14 protein-coding genes are annotated in these 16598 nt (G+C 70.3%); 4 read left to right on the top strand and 10 right to left on the bottom strand.

The window, feature by feature from the left end:
• Positions 1-5: 5 nt before the first annotated feature.
• The 8 genes from AC2XR2_RS21425 to AC2XR2_RS21390 all read right to left on the bottom strand — a co-directional run bounded on the left by AC2XR2_RS21425 (position 6) and on the right by AC2XR2_RS21390 (position 9856).
• Complete coding sequence (locus AC2XR2_RS21425) at positions 6-1415, bottom strand: ATP-binding protein (protein WP_381300278.1); 1410 nt, start codon at positions 1413-1415, stop codon at positions 6-8.
• 10 nt (positions 1416-1425) lie between these two features.
• The gene (locus AC2XR2_RS21420; RefSeq protein ID WP_330265940.1) at positions 1426-2985 is read right to left on the bottom strand and encodes an SCO6880 family protein; all 1560 of its coding nucleotides are present in this window, start codon (positions 2983-2985) and stop codon (positions 1426-1428) included.
• Positions 2982-4316 (bottom strand): hypothetical protein, encoded by a 1335-nt coding sequence (locus tag AC2XR2_RS21415; RefSeq protein ID WP_449349047.1) that lies wholly within the window; start codon positions 4314-4316, stop codon positions 2982-2984. The genes AC2XR2_RS21420 and AC2XR2_RS21415 overlap by 4 nt, the downstream gene beginning before the upstream one ends.
• Positions 4306-5130 carry a hypothetical protein gene (locus AC2XR2_RS21410; protein WP_449349048.1) on the bottom strand — a complete coding sequence of 275 codons (825 nt, stop codon included), beginning with the start codon at positions 5128-5130 and terminating at the stop codon, positions 4306-4308. The genes AC2XR2_RS21415 and AC2XR2_RS21410 overlap by 11 nt, the downstream gene beginning before the upstream one ends.
• Before the next feature lie 198 nt (positions 5131-5328).
• Positions 5329-5637, bottom strand: a complete 309-nt coding sequence (locus AC2XR2_RS21405; protein ID WP_123761709.1) for a DUF8827 family protein — start codon at positions 5635-5637, stop codon at positions 5329-5331.
• Between the two features lie 337 nt (positions 5638-5974).
• A complete protein-coding gene (locus AC2XR2_RS21400; protein WP_491516015.1) occupies positions 5975-7258 on the bottom strand; it encodes a S53 family peptidase in 1284 nt (427 codons plus the stop codon).
• Between the two features lie 367 nt (positions 7259-7625).
• A complete protein-coding gene (locus AC2XR2_RS21395) occupies positions 7626-8969 on the bottom strand; it encodes a S53 family peptidase (RefSeq protein ID WP_491516014.1) in 1344 nt (447 codons plus the stop codon).
• Positions 8970-9238: 269 nt separating this feature from the next.
• Positions 9239-9856, bottom strand: coding sequence for a TetR/AcrR family transcriptional regulator (locus tag AC2XR2_RS21390; RefSeq protein ID WP_491516013.1), 618 nt, complete (start codon positions 9854-9856; stop codon positions 9239-9241).
• Positions 9857-9927: 71 nt separating this feature from the next.
• Between AC2XR2_RS21390 and AC2XR2_RS21385 the strand changes: the two genes are divergently transcribed.
• Entirely contained in the window at positions 9928-10842 is a 915-nt protein-coding gene (locus AC2XR2_RS21385; protein ID WP_491516012.1) for an oxidoreductase, read from the top strand.
• A gap of 312 nt (positions 10843-11154) precedes the next feature.
• On the opposite strand, the gene AC2XR2_RS21380 is transcribed toward AC2XR2_RS21385, so the two are convergent.
• Positions 11155-12042 (bottom strand): alpha/beta hydrolase, encoded by an 888-nt coding sequence (locus tag AC2XR2_RS21380; protein WP_491516011.1) that lies wholly within the window; start codon positions 12040-12042, stop codon positions 11155-11157.
• A 111-nt stretch (positions 12043-12153) separates the two neighbouring features.
• On the opposite strand from AC2XR2_RS21380, the gene AC2XR2_RS21375 reads away from it, so the two are divergent.
• The 3 genes from AC2XR2_RS21375 (at position 12154) to AC2XR2_RS21365 (ending at position 14843) form a co-directional block, all read left to right on the top strand.
• Positions 12154-12864 (top strand): trypsin-like serine peptidase, encoded by a 711-nt coding sequence (locus AC2XR2_RS21375; protein WP_491516010.1) that lies wholly within the window; start codon positions 12154-12156, stop codon positions 12862-12864.
• Between the two features lie 103 nt (positions 12865-12967).
• Positions 12968-13975 carry a C40 family peptidase gene (locus AC2XR2_RS21370; protein ID WP_381300267.1) on the top strand — a complete coding sequence of 336 codons (1008 nt, stop codon included), beginning with the start codon at positions 12968-12970 and terminating at the stop codon, positions 13973-13975.
• 169 nt (positions 13976-14144) lie between these two features.
• Positions 14145-14843: a phosphatase PAP2 family protein gene (locus AC2XR2_RS21365; RefSeq protein ID WP_381300265.1), complete on the top strand. Its 699-nt coding sequence runs from the start codon at positions 14145-14147 to the stop codon at positions 14841-14843.
• Positions 14844-14852: 9 nt separating this feature from the next.
• On the opposite strand, the gene AC2XR2_RS21360 is transcribed toward AC2XR2_RS21365, so the two are convergent.
• Positions 14853-16391, bottom strand: coding sequence for an FAD-binding oxidoreductase (locus AC2XR2_RS21360; protein ID WP_491516009.1), 1539 nt, complete (start codon positions 16389-16391; stop codon positions 14853-14855).
• Between the last annotated feature and the right edge of the window lie 207 nt (positions 16392-16598).

Below are 16598 nucleotides of genomic sequence, written 5' to 3'. Positions count from 1 at the left end.
CCTTCCTACGCCACCGTCGACTCGGAGTCGCCCATGTGCTGTTCCACGAAGGCCGCCGCCCGTTCCTCCGCCTCCAGCTCGGCGGCGCGCAGGGCGTCGTCGTTGAGGTCGGTGGAGGATTCCGTCATCGCGCGGTCGGTGAAGACCAGGGGGCGTTCCGTCTCGGTGACCAGGTGTTTGACGACCTGGACATTGCCGTTGACGTCCCAGACGGCGATGCCGGGGGTGAGGGACGGGATGATCTCCACCGCCCAGCGGGGGAGGCCCAGGACGCGGCCCGTCGCCCTCGCCTCGTCCGCCTTCTGGGCGTAGATCGTGCGGGTCGAGGCCATCTTCAGGATCGCGGCCGCTTCCTTCGCCGCCGCTCCGTCCACCACGTCGGACAGGTGGTGGACCACCGCCACGAAGGACAGGCCGAGGCGGCGGCCGAACTTCAGCAGGCGCTGGAACAGCTGGGCCACGAAGGGGCTGTTGATGATGTGCCAGGCCTCTTCCACGAGGAAGATGCGCTTCTTGCGGTCGGGGCGGATCCAGGTGTGTTCCAGCCAAACTCCGACGATCGCCATGAGGATGGGCATGGCGATGGAGTTGCGGTCGATGTGGGACAAATCGAAGACGATCAGCGGCGCGTCCAGGTCGATGCCGACCGTGGTCGGGCCGTCGAACATGCCCCGCAGGTCACCGTCGACCAGGCGGTCCAGGACCAGGGCGACATCCAGGCCCCAGGCCCGTACGTCCTCTATGTCGACGTTCATCGCCTCGGCCGACTCGGGCTCGGGGTGCCGTAGCTGCTCCACGATGTCCGTGAGGATCGGCTGGCGTTCGACGATCGTCTCGTTGACGTAGGCGTGCGCGACCTTGAGGGCGAAGCCGGAGCGCTCGTCGAGGCCATGGCCCATCGCGACCTCGATGATGGTGCGCAGCAGGGCGAGCTGGCCCGTGGTGGTGATCGCCGGGTCCAGGGGGTTGAGGCGGATGCCCTGGTCGAGGGCCGCCATCGGGTCGAGCCGGATGGGAGTTATCCCCAGCTCCTGCGCGATGAGGTTCCACTCGCCGGCGCCGTCCTCGCCCTGGGCGTCCAGGACGACGACCTGGCGGTCACGGAAGCGCAGCTGCCGCAGGACGTACGTCTTCTCCAGCGCCGACTTGCCGTTGCCGGACTCGCCGAGGACCAGCCAGTGGGGTGCGGGCAGCTGCTGGCCGTAGAGCTGGAAGGGGTCGTAGATGTAGCCCTTGCCGGAGTAGACCTCGCGGCCGATGATCACGCCCGAGTCGCCGAGGCCGGGCGCGGCGGTCGGGAGGTAGACCGCCTGCGCCTGGCCGGTGGAGGTGCGGACCGGCAGGCGGGTCGTCTCGACCTTCCCGAAGAGGAAGGACGTGAAGGCGTCGGTGAGGACGGACAGCGGATCCCGCATGCTTGGTCCCCTACTTTCGGATGCCGGTGGCGAACGGAAGCGTGTTCACGAAGGCGCGGTGGTGCTCGCGGTCGCACCACTCCAGCTTCAGGTACGACTTTCCGGCCGAGGCTCGGATGGTCCGCTTGTCGCGGGCCAGGGCCTCGGGGGAGCGGGAGGAGACGGTGATGTAGCCGACCAGGTTGACGCCGGCCGCGCCGCTGGCGAGGTCCTCGCCGCGCTGGTCGAGGCGGGAGTGGGCGGCCACGTCCCGGGGGTCGACCGTGCGGTTCATCTTGGCGGCGCGGGACGCTTCGGCCTCGTCGTTGGTCTTCTCGGTCAGCATGCGCTCGATGGCGACCTCGGTGGGTTCGAGGTCCATCGTGACGGCGACCGTGCGGATGACGTCCGGGGTGTGGACGAGGAGCGGGGCGAGGAAGTTGACGCCCACCGGGGTCATCGGCCACTCCTTGACCCACGCGGTGGCGTGGCACCAGGGGGCGCGGGTGGAGGACTCCCTCGTCTTCGCCTGGAGGAACGTCGGTTCCATGGCGTCGAGTTCGGCCGGCCAGGCGTTGCGCTTGGTCATCGCCTGGATGTGGTCGATGGGGTGGTCGGGGTCGTACATGGAGTGGATCAGCGATGCCAACCGGCCCTGGCCGAGGGGCTGTCGGACCCGGATGTCGGCCTCCTGGAGGCGCGAGCAGATGTCGGTGAGCTCGCGGGCCATGACGACCGCGAGACCGGCGTCCTTGTCCAGCCTGCGGCCGTTCTGCGGGCGGGCGGCGCGGGCCATCGCGTGGGCCTCCGCGGCGAGTTCGCGGGTGTAGTGCATGCACGCGACGAGGTAGGCGCGGTGCTGTTCGCTGCTGGTCGACACCATCGACTGGAGTTGGTCGTACGACGTCTGGAGCCAGGGCAGCGCCTTGTCGTCCCCGCGGACGGCGACGTCCTTGGCGTGGGCGTCGGGGTCGGCGGGGAGGGTGCGGGCGAGCATCTGGAGGCGGGTGACGAAGCCGTCGCCGTTGGCCACGTGCTTGAGGAGGGTGCCGAAGCGGTCGACGAGGGCTTCCTGGTCCTCGGAGTCGCGCAGGCCGACGCCGGGGCCCTCGATCTCGATGGCGGCGGTGACGGTACGGCGGTCCGCGTGGAGCAGTACGGCGATCTCGTCGGGGCCGAAGGGGGCGGCGAGCCAGTTGATCCGGCCGATGCCGGGGGGCGGGCCGACCTCGACCTCGCGGCCGTCGACGTGGGTACCGGCCTCCATGACGGAGGAGCGGTAGGTGGTGCCCTGGCGCAGGGTGCGCTTGTAACTGCGGTTGATCTCGAACCACTTGTAGAAGGTGCGGCGCTTGTACGGCACGTAGACCGCGGCCAGCGCGACGAGCGGGAAGCCCATCAGGAGCACGATGCGCAGGGAGAGCACCGGGACGAGGAGCCCGCACATCATGCCGAGGAACGCGCCGACGATGATCAGCGCGATCTCGCCGGTCTCACGGTTCCTGCCGACGATCGCGTTCGGCCGGGCGCGGCCGATCAGATATGTACGGCGGGGCGTGACCGTATGCGACACGTGGGACTCGGTCGTCAACGCCCGTCACCTCCTGTGCTGTTGCTACTACCGTTGCGGGTGTTGCTGGCGTGCGGGGTGTTCACCGGGTTGCCCGCGCGGGGAGCGGGAGCGGCGGAGGGGACAGATCCGCCGCCTCCGTTCGGGGTGCGCGAGCTGTGGGCGGCGACTCCGCCGGACGCCGGGTTGCTCGGGCGGGCGCCCGAGCCTCCGGAGGCCTGACCGTTGTTGTCGGCCCGGGAGCTGTGGGTCTTGATGCCCTGGGCGACGAGGGTGGCGGGCGAGCTGATGACGGCCGCCGCCTTGCCCTCGGCGTTCTGCATGATGCGGTTGTTGCGGGAGCCGGCGATCTCGTCGCCGAAGCCGGGGACGAAGCGGTAGATCATCGCGCTGGCGAAGATGGCGAGCAGGATGATGGCGAGGCCGGAGACGACGGCGGAGAAGGCGTCGGGGCCGTCGTCGGAGGACAGGGCGCCGGCGAGGCCGAGGACGATGACGATCACCGGTTTGACCAGGATGACGGCGATCATGATGCCGGCCCAGCGGCGGACGTGGCCCCAGAGGTTCTTGTCGACGAGGCCGGCGTAGACGACGGTGCCGAGGAGGGCGCCGACGTAGAGGAGTGCGGCTCTGATGACGAGCTCCAGCCAGAGGACTCCGGCGGCGAGGATGCTGACCAGGGAGACGACGATCAGCATGATGGGGCCGCCGCCGATGTCGTTGCCCTTCTCCAGGGCGCCGGAGAAGGTGCCGAAGAAGGTGTCGGTCTGGTCGCCGGTGGCTTTCGCGAGGACCTCGGAGACGCCGTCGGTCGCCGATACGACGGTGTAGAGGATGAGGGGGGTGAAGGCGGAGGCGAGGACGGTCAGCCAGAGGAAGCCGATCGCTTCGCTGATGGCGGTGGTGAGGGGGACGCCTCGTACCGCGCGCTTGGCGACCGCGAGCAGCCACAGGAGGAGGGTGAGGATGGTGGAGGCGGCGAAGACGACGGCGTACTGCTGGAGGAACTTCTGGTTGGTGAAGTCGACGTTTGCGGTGTCTTTTACGGCGTCGCTGAGCTTGTTGATGGTCCAGGCGGCGGCTTTGGCGCAGCCCTGGGCGAGGGACGAGAGGGGGTCCAGGGTGGAGGTGAGGCTGGGGGTGGAGCCGCCGCTGCCGGCACCGCCGCCCTGTTCGCAGTAGTCCCGAGCCGGAGGTGCGATCAGGGAGCAGTCGCTGCTCTGGGAGGGGCTCGGCGTCGGTGTGGGGCTGGGTGTGGGCGCGGCGAAGGCACGCGTGGCCAGGAGCACCGCGGTGGTCTGGAGGGCGGCTGCGGCGCCGGCCAGGGTGAGGACACGTCGGCTAGCGCGCATAGGTGAACCCTCCGTACTCCTCGACGGCCTTCGCCATCTCGTCGGCACTGGAGGCCTTGTCGTCGCCGGGGACGGGCGACGGGCCCTCCTTCTGGGAGTGCGTCACGATCTTCCAGGTGTTGCTGGTCCATTCCAGCTTCATCGTGATGGTGAACCAGCTGCTGGTGACCGGGTTGGTCGAGTTCGTGCCGGCCAGCCCGAGGAGACCGCCGCACCACACGTCGACCGTGGTGGTGGCCGCCGACGTCTGGGTGACCTTTGTGCCGATCGGGCTCGTGCGGGACACGAACGTGTAGCCCTCGGGTGCCGAGCCGTCAGCGTTCAGGCCCAGGCTCTGGTTGAACTCGGGGGTGTACGCCTTGTCGAGCGCGGCCTCGAGGCCGGGGACCCGGGAGGGCGTGATGATGGCCTGGAGGACGGTGTCGCGGGTGGCCTTCGCGAACATGCCGGTGGATCCCAGGGCCACGGCGTAGTTGGCCGCCGCGCTCTGTGCCCCCTGTGCGTCATGGGCGAACCCCGTAGGGATGCCGCTCGCCTTCGACTGCACCGGGGCCTCACCACTGGCTGTCGTGGACGAGCTCTTCGGCTGCCCCGCTGTTCCCGTGGCCGAGGAGCCCGTGTCGTCGTCGCCGCGGTTCGCGAAGGCGATTGCTGCGATCAGGAGGACGATGACGCCTACGACGGTGATGAGGCTTCTGGAGGAGGAGCGGGGGGAGCGGCGGGCGCCGCCGTAGACGTCGCCGGGGCGCTCCGGGTAGCGGGTGCGGGTCTGGCCCGTGCCGCCGTAGCCCTCGTGGTCGTCTCCCGGACTCATGCCGCTCACGCCCCCTCGACGTCGTACGAAAACCCGTAGGAGTACGACGGTAGCCGCGCTGGTTCCCGCGCGGGTGCGGTGTGGTGACTCGACATCAGGGAACGCAACCTCAGCCGGTGGGCACTGCGGACGGGTGGGGTAGGAGGGGGTACCGGGGGTGCCCGGCCGGACTGGAGGTGCGTCGACCGGACGCGACGGCTATACGGCCATGCCGTACACGATGGTGAAGAGTGTGCCGAGCGATCCGATGATGAAGACCCCGGTCAGGCCCGCGATGATGAGGCCCTTGCCCTGTTCCGCGCTGAAGGTGTCCCGCAGGGCGGTGGCGCCGATGCGCTGCTTCGCGGCGCCCCAGATGGCGATGCCGAGGCAGAGCAGGATGGCGACTGCCATGACGACCTGGATCATCGTCTTCGCTTCGGTCCCCAGCGCCCCGAAGGGCCCCCAGTCGGGAGCGATCCCGCCGATGATGGTGTTGATGTCTCCCTTGTCGGCCGCAAAGAACATGTAAGTCACCGCCCCTGGTGGGTAGTTCCGTCCCCCTGCGGGGGCGCAGAGGTCAGGCATCATTGTCGCCGACAATTCCGCCGTCGTATGTCGACTTGGCGTCATTGGCTGGCGGGTTTCGTACGAATGACTGTCTGGTCACTCTGTGTATCACGGCAGGTCACGCCGGGCAATGAGGCCTGAGCGGAACCCGTCGTGTGGTTCCGTCGTTGACCCCTCTTACGACCTGCGGCGCTTCTGGCACCGATGTTCTGCGGGTGAAGGCTAACCCGGAGTGCCCCCGGTATGACGAACGGGCCGCGGTAGGGGAGCCCGCGGCCCGTTCGTTGACGGAGAGTCAGTTGGTGAAGGCGGTTACTCCTTCCGGGGTGCCGAGTCCGGTCGGGCCGTCGTAGCCCGTGGTGGCGGTGCAGAAGTAGCTCGTGGTGCAGGTGCCGTTGTTGCCGGAGGTCACGTCGTTGAGGGCCGAGGTGTGCTTGTAGGGGTACTGGGCCGGGTAGTCGCTGCTCCTGGGCGTGCCGGCCAGTGCGTAGACGCCCGCGATGATCGGGGCCGCGGCGCTGGTGCCGCCGAAGGTGTACCAGCCCGCGGTGACGCCGTAGGAGTCGTAGACGGAGACGCCGGTGGCGGGGTCGGCGACGGCGGAGACGTCCGAAATCATGCGCTTGGTACAGCCGGTGTCGGTCTGCCAGGTGGGCTTGGCGTCGTAGGCGGAGCAGCCGGAGCCGGTGCCCTCGGTGCTGCTGGTCTTCCAGACCGTCTCGGTCCAGCCGCGGGTGGTGGAGGACGCGGTGAGGGCGGTGCCGCCGACCGACGTCACGTACTTGGAGGCGGCCGGGTACTCGGCGCCGTAGGCCTCGTCGCCGGCGGAGACGGTGATGGCGACGCCCGGGTGGTTGAAGTAGGAGGAGTCGTACGAGGTGTCGCTCGAGGACTCGGAGCCGCCGTAGGAGTTGGAGACGAACTTGGCGCCCAGGGTGACGGCCTCGTTCACCGCGGTGCCGAGGTTGGCCATGGTCGCCGACTTGGCCTCGACCAGCAGGATGTGGGCGTTGGGGGCGATCGCGGAGACCATGTCGAGGTCGAGGGAGATCTCCTCGGACCAGCCGGCGTCGCTGCGGGGCAGCGCGGTGGTGGAGCCGGTCTGGCTGACCTTCTTGAAGCAGCCGTTGGCGGTGGTGCAGGCGGAGAGGCCGTAGTACGAGCGGTACTTGGCGAGGTCGGCCTCGGCGTTGGGGTCGTCGTAGGCGTCGACGATGGCGATGGTCTGGCCGGTGCCGCCCGAAGCGGCGGCGGAGGTCAGGCCGTAGGCGGAGCGCAGGTCGCTCGGGCCGTAGCCGGTGGGGGTGGCGGCGTCCGCGGCCTTCGGGGTGACGCCCCGGGCCTGCTGGGCCTTCTGGAAGGCGGTGGTGCCGCCGGTCACGCGCAGGGAGTCGCAGGCGAGTTCGCCGGCCTTCTTGGGGGTGGCGCAGGGGGTCGCGGTCCAGGTGACCTTGGACGAGGTGGTCGCGTCCGCGTGGACGGCGGTGCCGAGACCGGCGAGGACGAGGGCGACGGTGGCGGCCGTGGCGGTGCCGACGTGGCGCCATCTCAGCCGTATGTGGGGGAAGTCGGTACGCAAGGTGCAGCCTCCTGAGGTGAGGGAACAGGGGCGGTGCGGGTGCGTGCCGTCCGGGCGGGGTCCCCGGCGGCGGGCGGCGGCCTGCGACGACGGTCCTCTTGTTGAGCACGTGACAACAAGGGACCCGGTGGATTCCTGACCCACGCCTTACCGAACCGGGCGTCGGCGTTACCCGGCGATGAAAGCCCGTTGGACTGCGGGCGGCGCTCACTTGACCTGATCCGCAGCGCCACGGCTCACACGTGCACGGCGAACGGGCCGCGACCGGATGTCGCGGCCCGTTGCCGTTGTGCCGCCGAGGGGACCCCACGTCCCCCTCTCAAGGGCGGCGCCCCCGTGACCCGACGGGGACGTATCGGGTACCCGCTCAGCCGCCGAAGGCGCCCAGGCCCTGCGGGGTGCCGAGTCCGGTCGGGCCGTCGTAGCCCGTCCGGGCGGTGCAGAAGTAGCTCGTGGAGCAGGTGCCGTTGTTGCCCGAGGTCACGTCGTTGAGGGCGGAGGTGTCCTCGTAGGGGTACTGGGCCGGGTAGTCGCTGCTGCCCGGGGTGCCCGCGAGGGCGTACACCGACGCGATGATCGGGGCGGAGGCGCTGGTGCCGCCGTAGGTGTTCCAGCCGGTGCCGTCGGCGCCGTAGGAGTCGTAGACGGAGACGCCGGTGGCGGGGTCGGCGACGGCGGAGACGTCGGCGATCATGCGCTTGGTGCAGCCGGTGTCGGTCTGCCAGGTGGGCTTGGCGTCGTAGGCGGAGCAGCCGGAGCCGGTGCCCTCGGTGGAGCTGGTCTTCCAGACCGTCTCGGTCCAGCCACGGGTGGTGGAGGAGGTCTTGAGGGCCGTGCCGCCCACCGCGGTCACGTACTTGGAGGCGGCCGGGTACTCGGCGCCGTAGGCCTCGTCGCCGGCGGAGACGGTGATGGCGACGCCCGGGTGGTTGAAGTAGGAGGAGTCGTACGAGGTGTCCGAGGAGGACTCGGAGCCGCCGTAGGAGTTGGAGACGAACTTGGCGCCCAGGGTGACGGCCTCGTTCACCGCCTTGCCCAGGTTGGCCATGCTCGACGAACTCGCCTCGACCAGCAGGATGTGGGCGTTGGGGGCGATCGCGGAGACCATGTCTAGGTCGAGGGAGATCTCGCCGGCCCAGCCGCTGTCGGCCGTGGGCAGGGAGGTCGTGGAGCCGGTCTGGGAGACCTTCTTGAAGCAGCCGTTGGCGACCGTGCACGCCGGCAGGCCGTAGTAGCTGCGGTAAGTGGCCAGGTCGGCGGCGGCGTTGGGGTCGTCGTAGGCGTCGACGATGGCGATGGTCTGGCCGGCGCCGTTGTTCGCGGACGCGGAGGTCAGGCCGTAGGCGGAACGCAGGTCGCTCGGGCCGTAACCGGTCGGGGTGGCGGAAGCGGCGTTCGGCTTGAGCGTCTTGGCGGTCACGCCCTTGAGCGCGGCCTGCTTCTCCATGAAGGCGGTGGTGCCGGCGGTGACGCGCAGGGCGTTGCAGGCGGCGTAGCCCTTCTTGGGGGTGGCGTCACACGCGCTCTCGTACTGCACGTGCGCCTTCGCGACGGCGGTGGCGACGGTCTTGGCGCTCACGTGGTCGGGCGTGGCCGCCGTCGCGTGGGCGGCGGTGCCGAGGCCGGCGAACACGAGGGCGGTGGTGGCCACGGCGGTGGAGCCGGCCCGGCGCCATCTGCCGGCTATGTGGGGGGAGTTGGGAGTACGCAACGGACAGCCTCCTGGGAGTGGTTGCAGAGGCCTGCAGTGGGGGACCACCGGTGAGGTTCCCGGTGGGGGCGGCGACCCGCGTAGACCATCGCCTTGTTGAGTACGTGACAACAAGACGGGTTCCGGAATCCTGACTACCGCCTTACCGAAGGGCGTTGCGGGATTGCTGATCAATGGCGGCTGGATGGGCGGGGGATGGTCACGGCTTGACCATCTACACGCGTCGCACACAACTCCCGGGTGTGTGGGCGGAGTACGGGGGGCGTGGGTCAGCGGGGCCTGAGGCCGTGCATCAGGTGGTGGATCAGTCCCGCCACGGCGCCCATCGCGGCCTCGGTGGTGAACTTGCCGGTGATGGCGAAGGACGCCAGGCCGTGCAGGGCGGTGCCCACCACCAGGGTGAGCTCTTCGGGGTCGCCCTCCACGATCTCGCCGCGCTGCTGGGCGGCGGCGACGGCCCGTTCCAGGGAGCCCACCGTGCGGTCGATCGCGGCGGCCAGCTGCTCGGCGGCGTCGGGCTCGTGCTTGCGGGCGTACATCACCTCGAGGAGCTCGGGGTTGTCGATGGCGAAGCGGAGATAGGCCCGGGCGAGGGTGGTGAGGCGGTCCTGGAGGGGCGGTCCCGGATCGTCGGCGGCTTCGAGGACCTCGGCCATGCGGTCGAAGCCGACCAGGGCGAGGGCGTCCAGCAGGGCCTGCTTGTCCTTGAAGTGCCGGCCGGGGGCCGCGTGGCTGACACCGATGTCGCGGGCGAGTTCACGCAGGGACAGGGAGGCGGAGGTGCCCTTGTCGCGGAGGGTGCGCTCGGCGGCGGCGAGAAGGGCGGAGCGCAGGTCTCCGTGGTGGTACGGGCGGGTCTCGGGCTTCTCGGCTGGCATGGGCGCCATCGTATCCGGATGTAGTCGACGCCAGCATTGTTGTCATTGACAGCATTGTTGGCGGCGTCTACATTCGGCTCATGGCTACGGACAAGCAGCAGAAGTGGGACGCGACCCGCCTCCCGGACCAGACCGGCCGCACGGCGGTGGTCACCGGGGCGAACAGCGGTATCGGACTCCGGGCCGCCGAGGCCCTGGCCGGGGCGGGCGCGCACGTCGTGTTCGCCGTACGGGACCCGGAGCGCGGTGAGGCGGCGGCCAGGACCGTCGGCGGCAGCACGGAGGTGCGGCGGCTGGATCTGGCGGACCTGTCGTCGGTACGGGAGTTCGCGGCGGCGTGGGACCGTCCGCTGGACCTGCTGATCAACAACGCGGGCGTGATGATGATCCCGCAGCAGCGGACGGCGGACGGCTTCGAGATGCAGTTCGGCACCAACCACCTGGGCCACTTCGCGCTGACGAACCTGCTGCTGCCGTACCTCACGGACCGGGTGGTGACGGTGTCCTCGGGCGCGCACCGCTGGGGCGACCAGCGGATCCACTTCGAGGACCTGAACAGGACGTCGGCCTACGACCCGAGGGGCGTCTACGGCCAGTCGAAGCTGGCGAACCTGCTGTTCGTGCTCGAGCTCCAGCGGCGGCTGACGGAGTCGGGGTCCCGGGTCCGCGCCACGGCCGCGCACCCCGGCTACTCGGCCACGAACCTCCAGAGCCACGCGTCGAGTGCGGCGGCCCGGGTGTTCATGAAGTTCGGCAACAGGTTCCTGGCGCAGGACGACAGGGCGGGCGCGCTGCCCACGCTGTACGCGGCGACGCAGGACCTGCCGGGGGCGAGCTATGTGGGACCGGACGGATTCGGGGAGCTGCGGGGCGCGCCGACGCTGGTGGGCCGGAGCGCGGCCGCGAGCGACGCAGCGGTGGCCCGGCGTCTGTGGACGGCGTCGGAGGAGCTGACGGGGACGCGGTTTCCCGAGGGGGTGGGGGCGCGGGGTTGAGGCGTAGGGCTGCTGCGGCTCCGGTCAACCAGTTCGGGTCATCGGGCTCGGGTCATCGGGCTCGGGTCATCGGGCTCCGGTCATCCAGCTCGGGTCATCGAGCTCCGGTCATCGGGCTCCGGTCATCCAGCTCGGGTCATCGAGCTCCGGGTTGTCGCGTGACGGACGGCTCCGTGACGGACGGCTCGGTGGGGGCTGCGTGTCGGGCTCGGCGGGTGGCCGCGCGGGTGGCCCGGCGGGTGGCAGGGGACGCGGTCGCTCGCTCGGGCTCGCTCGTGGTGACTCCGGGTCGTCCTGGCGGCCGGTGGGTTCTCACGCCCCGGTGGTCCCGACGTCCTTCCAGAACGCGCTCAGCGCCTCGGCCAAGGCCTCCGGGGCCTCCTCGGCCATGTGGTGGCCGGAGTCGATCGGGCCGCCTTCCAGTGGGCCGGCGGCCCAGTCGCGCCAGACGTCCAGGACGTCGCCGTAGAGCTCGGCCATGTCGTCGCGGGTGGCGCACAGGATCTGGAGGGGGCAGCCGATGCGCCGGCCCGCCCGCTGGTCCGCGTCGTCGTGCTGCCGGTCGACGCCGAGCCCGGCCCGGTAGTCCTCGCACATGGCGTGCACGGTGGCCGGGTCGTGGATGGCGTGGTGGAAGTCCTCGTAGGCCTCGGCGCCCATCTGCTCGGCGGTGGCCGTGTACCAGGCGTCCGGGTCGGCGTTGATGACGCGTTCGGCGGGCTTGGCGGTCTGTCCGAGGAAGAACCAGTGCCACCAGCTCGCGGCGAAACCGGCGTCGCAGCGGCGCAGGGCCTCCCCGATGGGGACGGCGTCCAGCACGCTGAGCGCGGACACCGCCTCGGGGTGGTCCAGGGCGAGGCGGGTGGCCACGTACGCGCCCCGGTCGTGCCCGACCACCGCGAACCGCTCGTGACCGAGCCCGCGCATCACCGCCAGGCAGTCGCCGGCCATGGCGCGCTTGGAGTACGGGCGGTGCTCCGGGTCGGTCGGGGGCTTGTCGGACCGGCCGTAGCCGCGCAGGTCGGGGCAGACGACGGTGCGACCGGCCGCGGCCAGCAGCGGGGCGACGCGGTGCCAGGTGGCGTGGGTACGGGGGTGCCCGTGCAGCAGGAGCACGGCCGGGCCGTCACCCCCGTGCCGCACCCGCAGCCGGACTCCGTCCAGGCCGTCGCGGCGGGTCAGCTCGAAGCCGTCGAACACACGGGCCTCCTGGGGTCGGGTGTCCGGACCCGACTGCCCAGGGGGCCGCGATCCACACGCTCGCAGGCTGGTTGACCCTTTTCTCACCTTCGTGCGGAATGCTGGCGTCCGATGAAGCGCACGTCACGTACCGCTCTGTACGCCGTCGTCGTCCTGCTCGCCGTCACCGCGTCGTCCGAGGCGATCGCCGACGACGGGACAGGGCCGTTCGGAGTGACCGAGGTCGCGCCCGCGACCTCGCAGTACGCCCCGGTGGGAGCCCTGTTCGACGGGACCCGGCACATCTGTACCGCCTCCGTCGTCCGCAGCCCGCACCAGGACCTCCTCGTCACCGCCGCGCACTGCCTCGACGGCGACGACGACCTGGTGTTCGTGCCCGGGTACCGGGACGGGACCGCGCCGTACGGCAAGTGGAAGGTGGGGAAGCGGTACCTGCCGGCGGGGTGGTCCCAGGGGCAGGACGAGGACAGCGACCTCGCCTTCGCCACGGTGGACGGGAAGGTCCAGGACCGCGTCGGCGGGAACCGGTTCACGACGGGTACGGCGACCGGGGCCACCGCCGTCACCGTCACCGGGTACCCCTCCTCCCGGGACGTGCCGGTCACCTGCACCAACAAGCCGACCGCGCACAGCCGTACGCAACAGCGCATCGAGTGCCCGGAGTTCACCGGCGGGACCAGCGGCAGTCCCTGGGTGAACGGGAACGGGCAGGTCGTCGGGGTGCTCGGCGGGCACGAGGAGGGCGGGCTGACCCCCGACGTGTCGTACAGCGTGGTGCTCGGGGCGGAGGCCGCCGCGCTGTACCGGGACGCGGTCCGCTGACCCCTGTCCTGCCGATCTTTGCGCCGACCCCGCCGAGTACCCCGGTTTCCGCCGGGGAAGCTCATAAACTGGCGCGGGCGGACTCCCGGTCGGTGAGGGGCGGTTGACGGTGCGTAAGGCGTGGCTCGTGACGGGCGCCGTTCTCGGGGCGGGGCTCAGCTTCGTGATGCTGCTCGTCGTCGGGGTCTACGTCGTCGCGGGGAACCTCGCGGGCGGGGTGGGCGGAGCCACCAGGTCCCTGGCCAAGGGGGCCGTACCCGCCGCCTACCAGCAGCTCGTGCAGAAGTGGGGCAACCTCTGCCCCGCCATCAACCCGGCCCTGCTCGCCGCGCAGCTCTACCAGGAGAGCGGGTTCAACCCCAACGCGCAGAGCGCCGCGGCGGCGCAGGGCATAGCGCAGTTCATCCCGGGGACCTGGGCCACCCACGGCGTCGACGGCGACGGGGACGGCGACAAGGACGTCTGGGACCCCAACGACGCCATTCCGTCGGCGGCTTCGTACGACTGCTCGCTCGCGTCCTACGTGAAGGACGTGCCGGGCAACCTCACCGACAACATGCTCGCCTCCTACAACGCGGGCGCCTACGCGGTCATCAAGTACGGGGGCGTGCCGCCGTACAAGGAGACCCAGAACTACGTGAAGACCATCACGACCCTGGAGGAGAGCTTCGCGGCGCCGACGAGCCGGGTCGATCCCTCCAAGCAGGCCGCCGGTGCCATCTACTACGCGCAGAAGAAGCTCGGGACGCCCTATCTGTGGGGCGGGACCGGTACGGCCGAGCAGGGCGGGCGCTTCGACTGTTCGGGGCTGACGCAGGCCGCGTACAAGAGCGTGGGCGTCACCCTTCCGCGCGTCGCCAACGACCAGTACAACGCCGGCCCGCATCCGGCCAGAAGTGAACTGTTGCCGGGGGACCTGGTGTTCTTCTCCAAGGACCCGACAAATTCGCGTGCCATCCACCATGTAGGGATTTATGTGGGCGGCGGATACATGATCGACGCACCGAGAACAGGTGCTGTGATCCGGTTCGACCCGATCGACACTTCTGAGTACTTCGGCGCCACCCGGGTCACCGAAGATGGCGCGAAAGCATTGCCCACCACGGTGTGACCGAGCGTGAAACCCACCCCCTGAGCTGCGGCAATGTGTCTCTCTTCGATAACGTCTGCGTGATCATTCAGTGGAGTGTGGAACGTATTAACGGAAGCCGTGCGTTCCTGGGAACGTAGCCGAGCGCACATGGGTACGCCGGGAAAGACGACGAAGGGGCCGCAGCACCATGGCTGTTCTCGCCGAATCCGGGTCGAACCCCGACGTCGACCTGCTCTACGACATCAACGGCCTGGCCAAGGACGCCCCGCACTGGTTCGACCGGGTCATGGAATACGTCGGTGAGTACGGGATCCTGTTCGGGATGGTGCTGCTCATCCTGTGGTGCTGGTGGGGCGTGCGTCGGCGGGGCGGTGAGGACGCCGCGTCCTCGGTGGCCGCGCTGGTCTGGGCGCCGCTCGCCGCCGCGCTCGCCGTTCTCGTGAACGTCCCCATAAGGGGGTTCGTCGAGCGGCCCCGGCCGTTCCGCACCCATGAGGGGCTCGAGGTCCTGGTTTCCGGGAAGACCGACTATTCCTTTGTCAGCGACCACGCGACGATCACCATGGCGATGGCCGTCGCGTTGTTCGTCGCGCACCGGAAGTTCGGCGTGGTCGGGATTCTGCTGGCGCTGCTCGAAGGGTTCTGCCGGGTCTACATGGGTGTGCACTATCCGACGGATGTCGTCGGGGGGTTCGCGCTCGGGACGGCGGTGGCCCTGTTGTTGTCGCCGCTCGCGATGGCGCTGCTGACGCCTTTGATGAAGGCGGTCCAGGGGTCGTCGAAAGGCGCGTGGCTGATTCGTGCGCGTGGGAGTGAGCGGACGGGTTCCGTGATTCCCGGGACCCGGCAGGGGGCCCCGGCTTCCGAGAGGGACCTGGCGGCGTAGCGGACACCGCTACAGCGACTGCGGGTACGAGAAGAACCCTTCCGGGTCGTACTGCTTCTTCACCTTCGTCAGCTTGGTCACCGCGTCGCCGTAGTACGCCTTGCGCCAGTCCCTCAGGGTCGGGTCCGTGTAGTTCTGGTAGGCGGCTCCCGAGGCGTACGGGCGCATCGCGTTGTGAGCTCCCGTCAGCCAGCTCTGCGCCGCCGTGCCCGGGGTGCCGGCCCGCCAGGACGCGATGTACTGGGCCAGCATGCGGGAGCGGCGGTGGACGAAGGCCGTCGCCGTGGGGGAGACGCGGTTGACCGCTCCGCCGAGGGCCGTCAGGGCGATGCTGCCCGAGCCGCCCCGCACCGAGGAGATCTGCCGCAGCAGGGTCTGGATGCCCGCCGCGGAGATCGAGCGGTCGAAGAAGTCCGAGTGGGCGGCGTAGGTCTCGCGGCCGAGCGCGCCCTGCCGGTTGCGGTTCGGGGTGGAGCCGGGCAGATGGCACTTGGCGTCGGTGGAGAAGGACGAGCAGCCCGCGTACGCCTCCATCGCGCTCTCGTAGGAGTGCCGGCGAAGGGTGACACTGCGGGCCGGGGCGCCGACCCGGTCGGCCAGCCGGTCGAGGGCGTTCTGGAGCTCGCCGTAGGTGCCCAGGGAGAAGGCCGCGACCGCCACCGACGGGGAGCCGCCGTTCTCCAGGTGGCAGGAGGACCAGATCTCGTCGGGCTGGCCGGGGCCCCACTCCTGCCAGGCCCGCACCACGGCGGCCGCCTTCGACCACGGCCAGGTCGCGTACGCGGTGACGCCCTGCGGGGCCGGGTGGGTCCTGAAGTGCAGCTCGGTCACCACGCCGAAGTTGCCGTTGCCCGCCCCGCGCAGGGCCCAGAACAGGTCCTTGTTCGTGGTGGCGTTCGCGGTGAGCTGCTTGCCGTCGGCCGTGATCAGCGTGGCCTGGGTGAGGCTGTCGCAGGTGAGGCCGTAGGCCCGGGAGGCCACGCCGTGGCCGCCGCCCAGCACCAGACCGGAGACGCCGACGGTCGGGCAGGAGCCCGCCGGGATCGTCACGCCCTTCGCGGTGAGCGCCCGGTAGACGTCGATCAGCTTGGACCCGGCGCCGACCACGGCGGTGCCGCCGGAGGCGCGGACTCGGTTCAGCTTCGAGACATCGACGATCAGCCGGTTGTTTCCCGAGGACCAGCCGGCGTAGGAGTGGCCGCCGTTGCGGATGGCCACCCGCAGGCCGTGGGCGCGGGCGTAGGCGAGGGTGGTCCGGATGTCGTCCGGGTGCGCCACGTACGCGACCGCGGCGGGCCTCAGCGCGTCGAAGCGGGTGTTGTAGAGCTGGCGGGCGGTCGCCCAGTCGGAGTCGCCGGGGCGCACCAGGGGGCCGTCCAGGTCGCGGGCGAGCGCGGCCCAGTTCGCGGCGGCCGCGGGCGTACGGGAGAATAGGGAGCTGCCGACGGTGCTCCGCGTGGCGTCGGCACTGCCTCCGCCGTCACACGCGGTCGTGGCCACCGCCGCGAGCGCGGCCGCGCCGGCCCCGATGAACGTACGCCGTTCCATGTGTCCTTGCCCTTCGTCTGCCTCGTCGGCTCCCGTGGAACGAGACGGGGCTGTGGGGGTGAGGGTTCCCGTGCCCGTTCCGGAATCACACCGTGCCCTCGACGTAAGCGTTCCGTGACCTCACCGCACCTTTCGCAGGGGTTCACCCCCCGTTCACTTCCGGCCATAAGCGCCTTCACCTGATCTGCCTAATTTCGGCCTTACGCG

The organism is Streptomyces sp. LS-MS-L19, from assembly GCF_058382285.1.
This window is presented reverse-complemented; position numbering and strand designations above follow the sequence as displayed.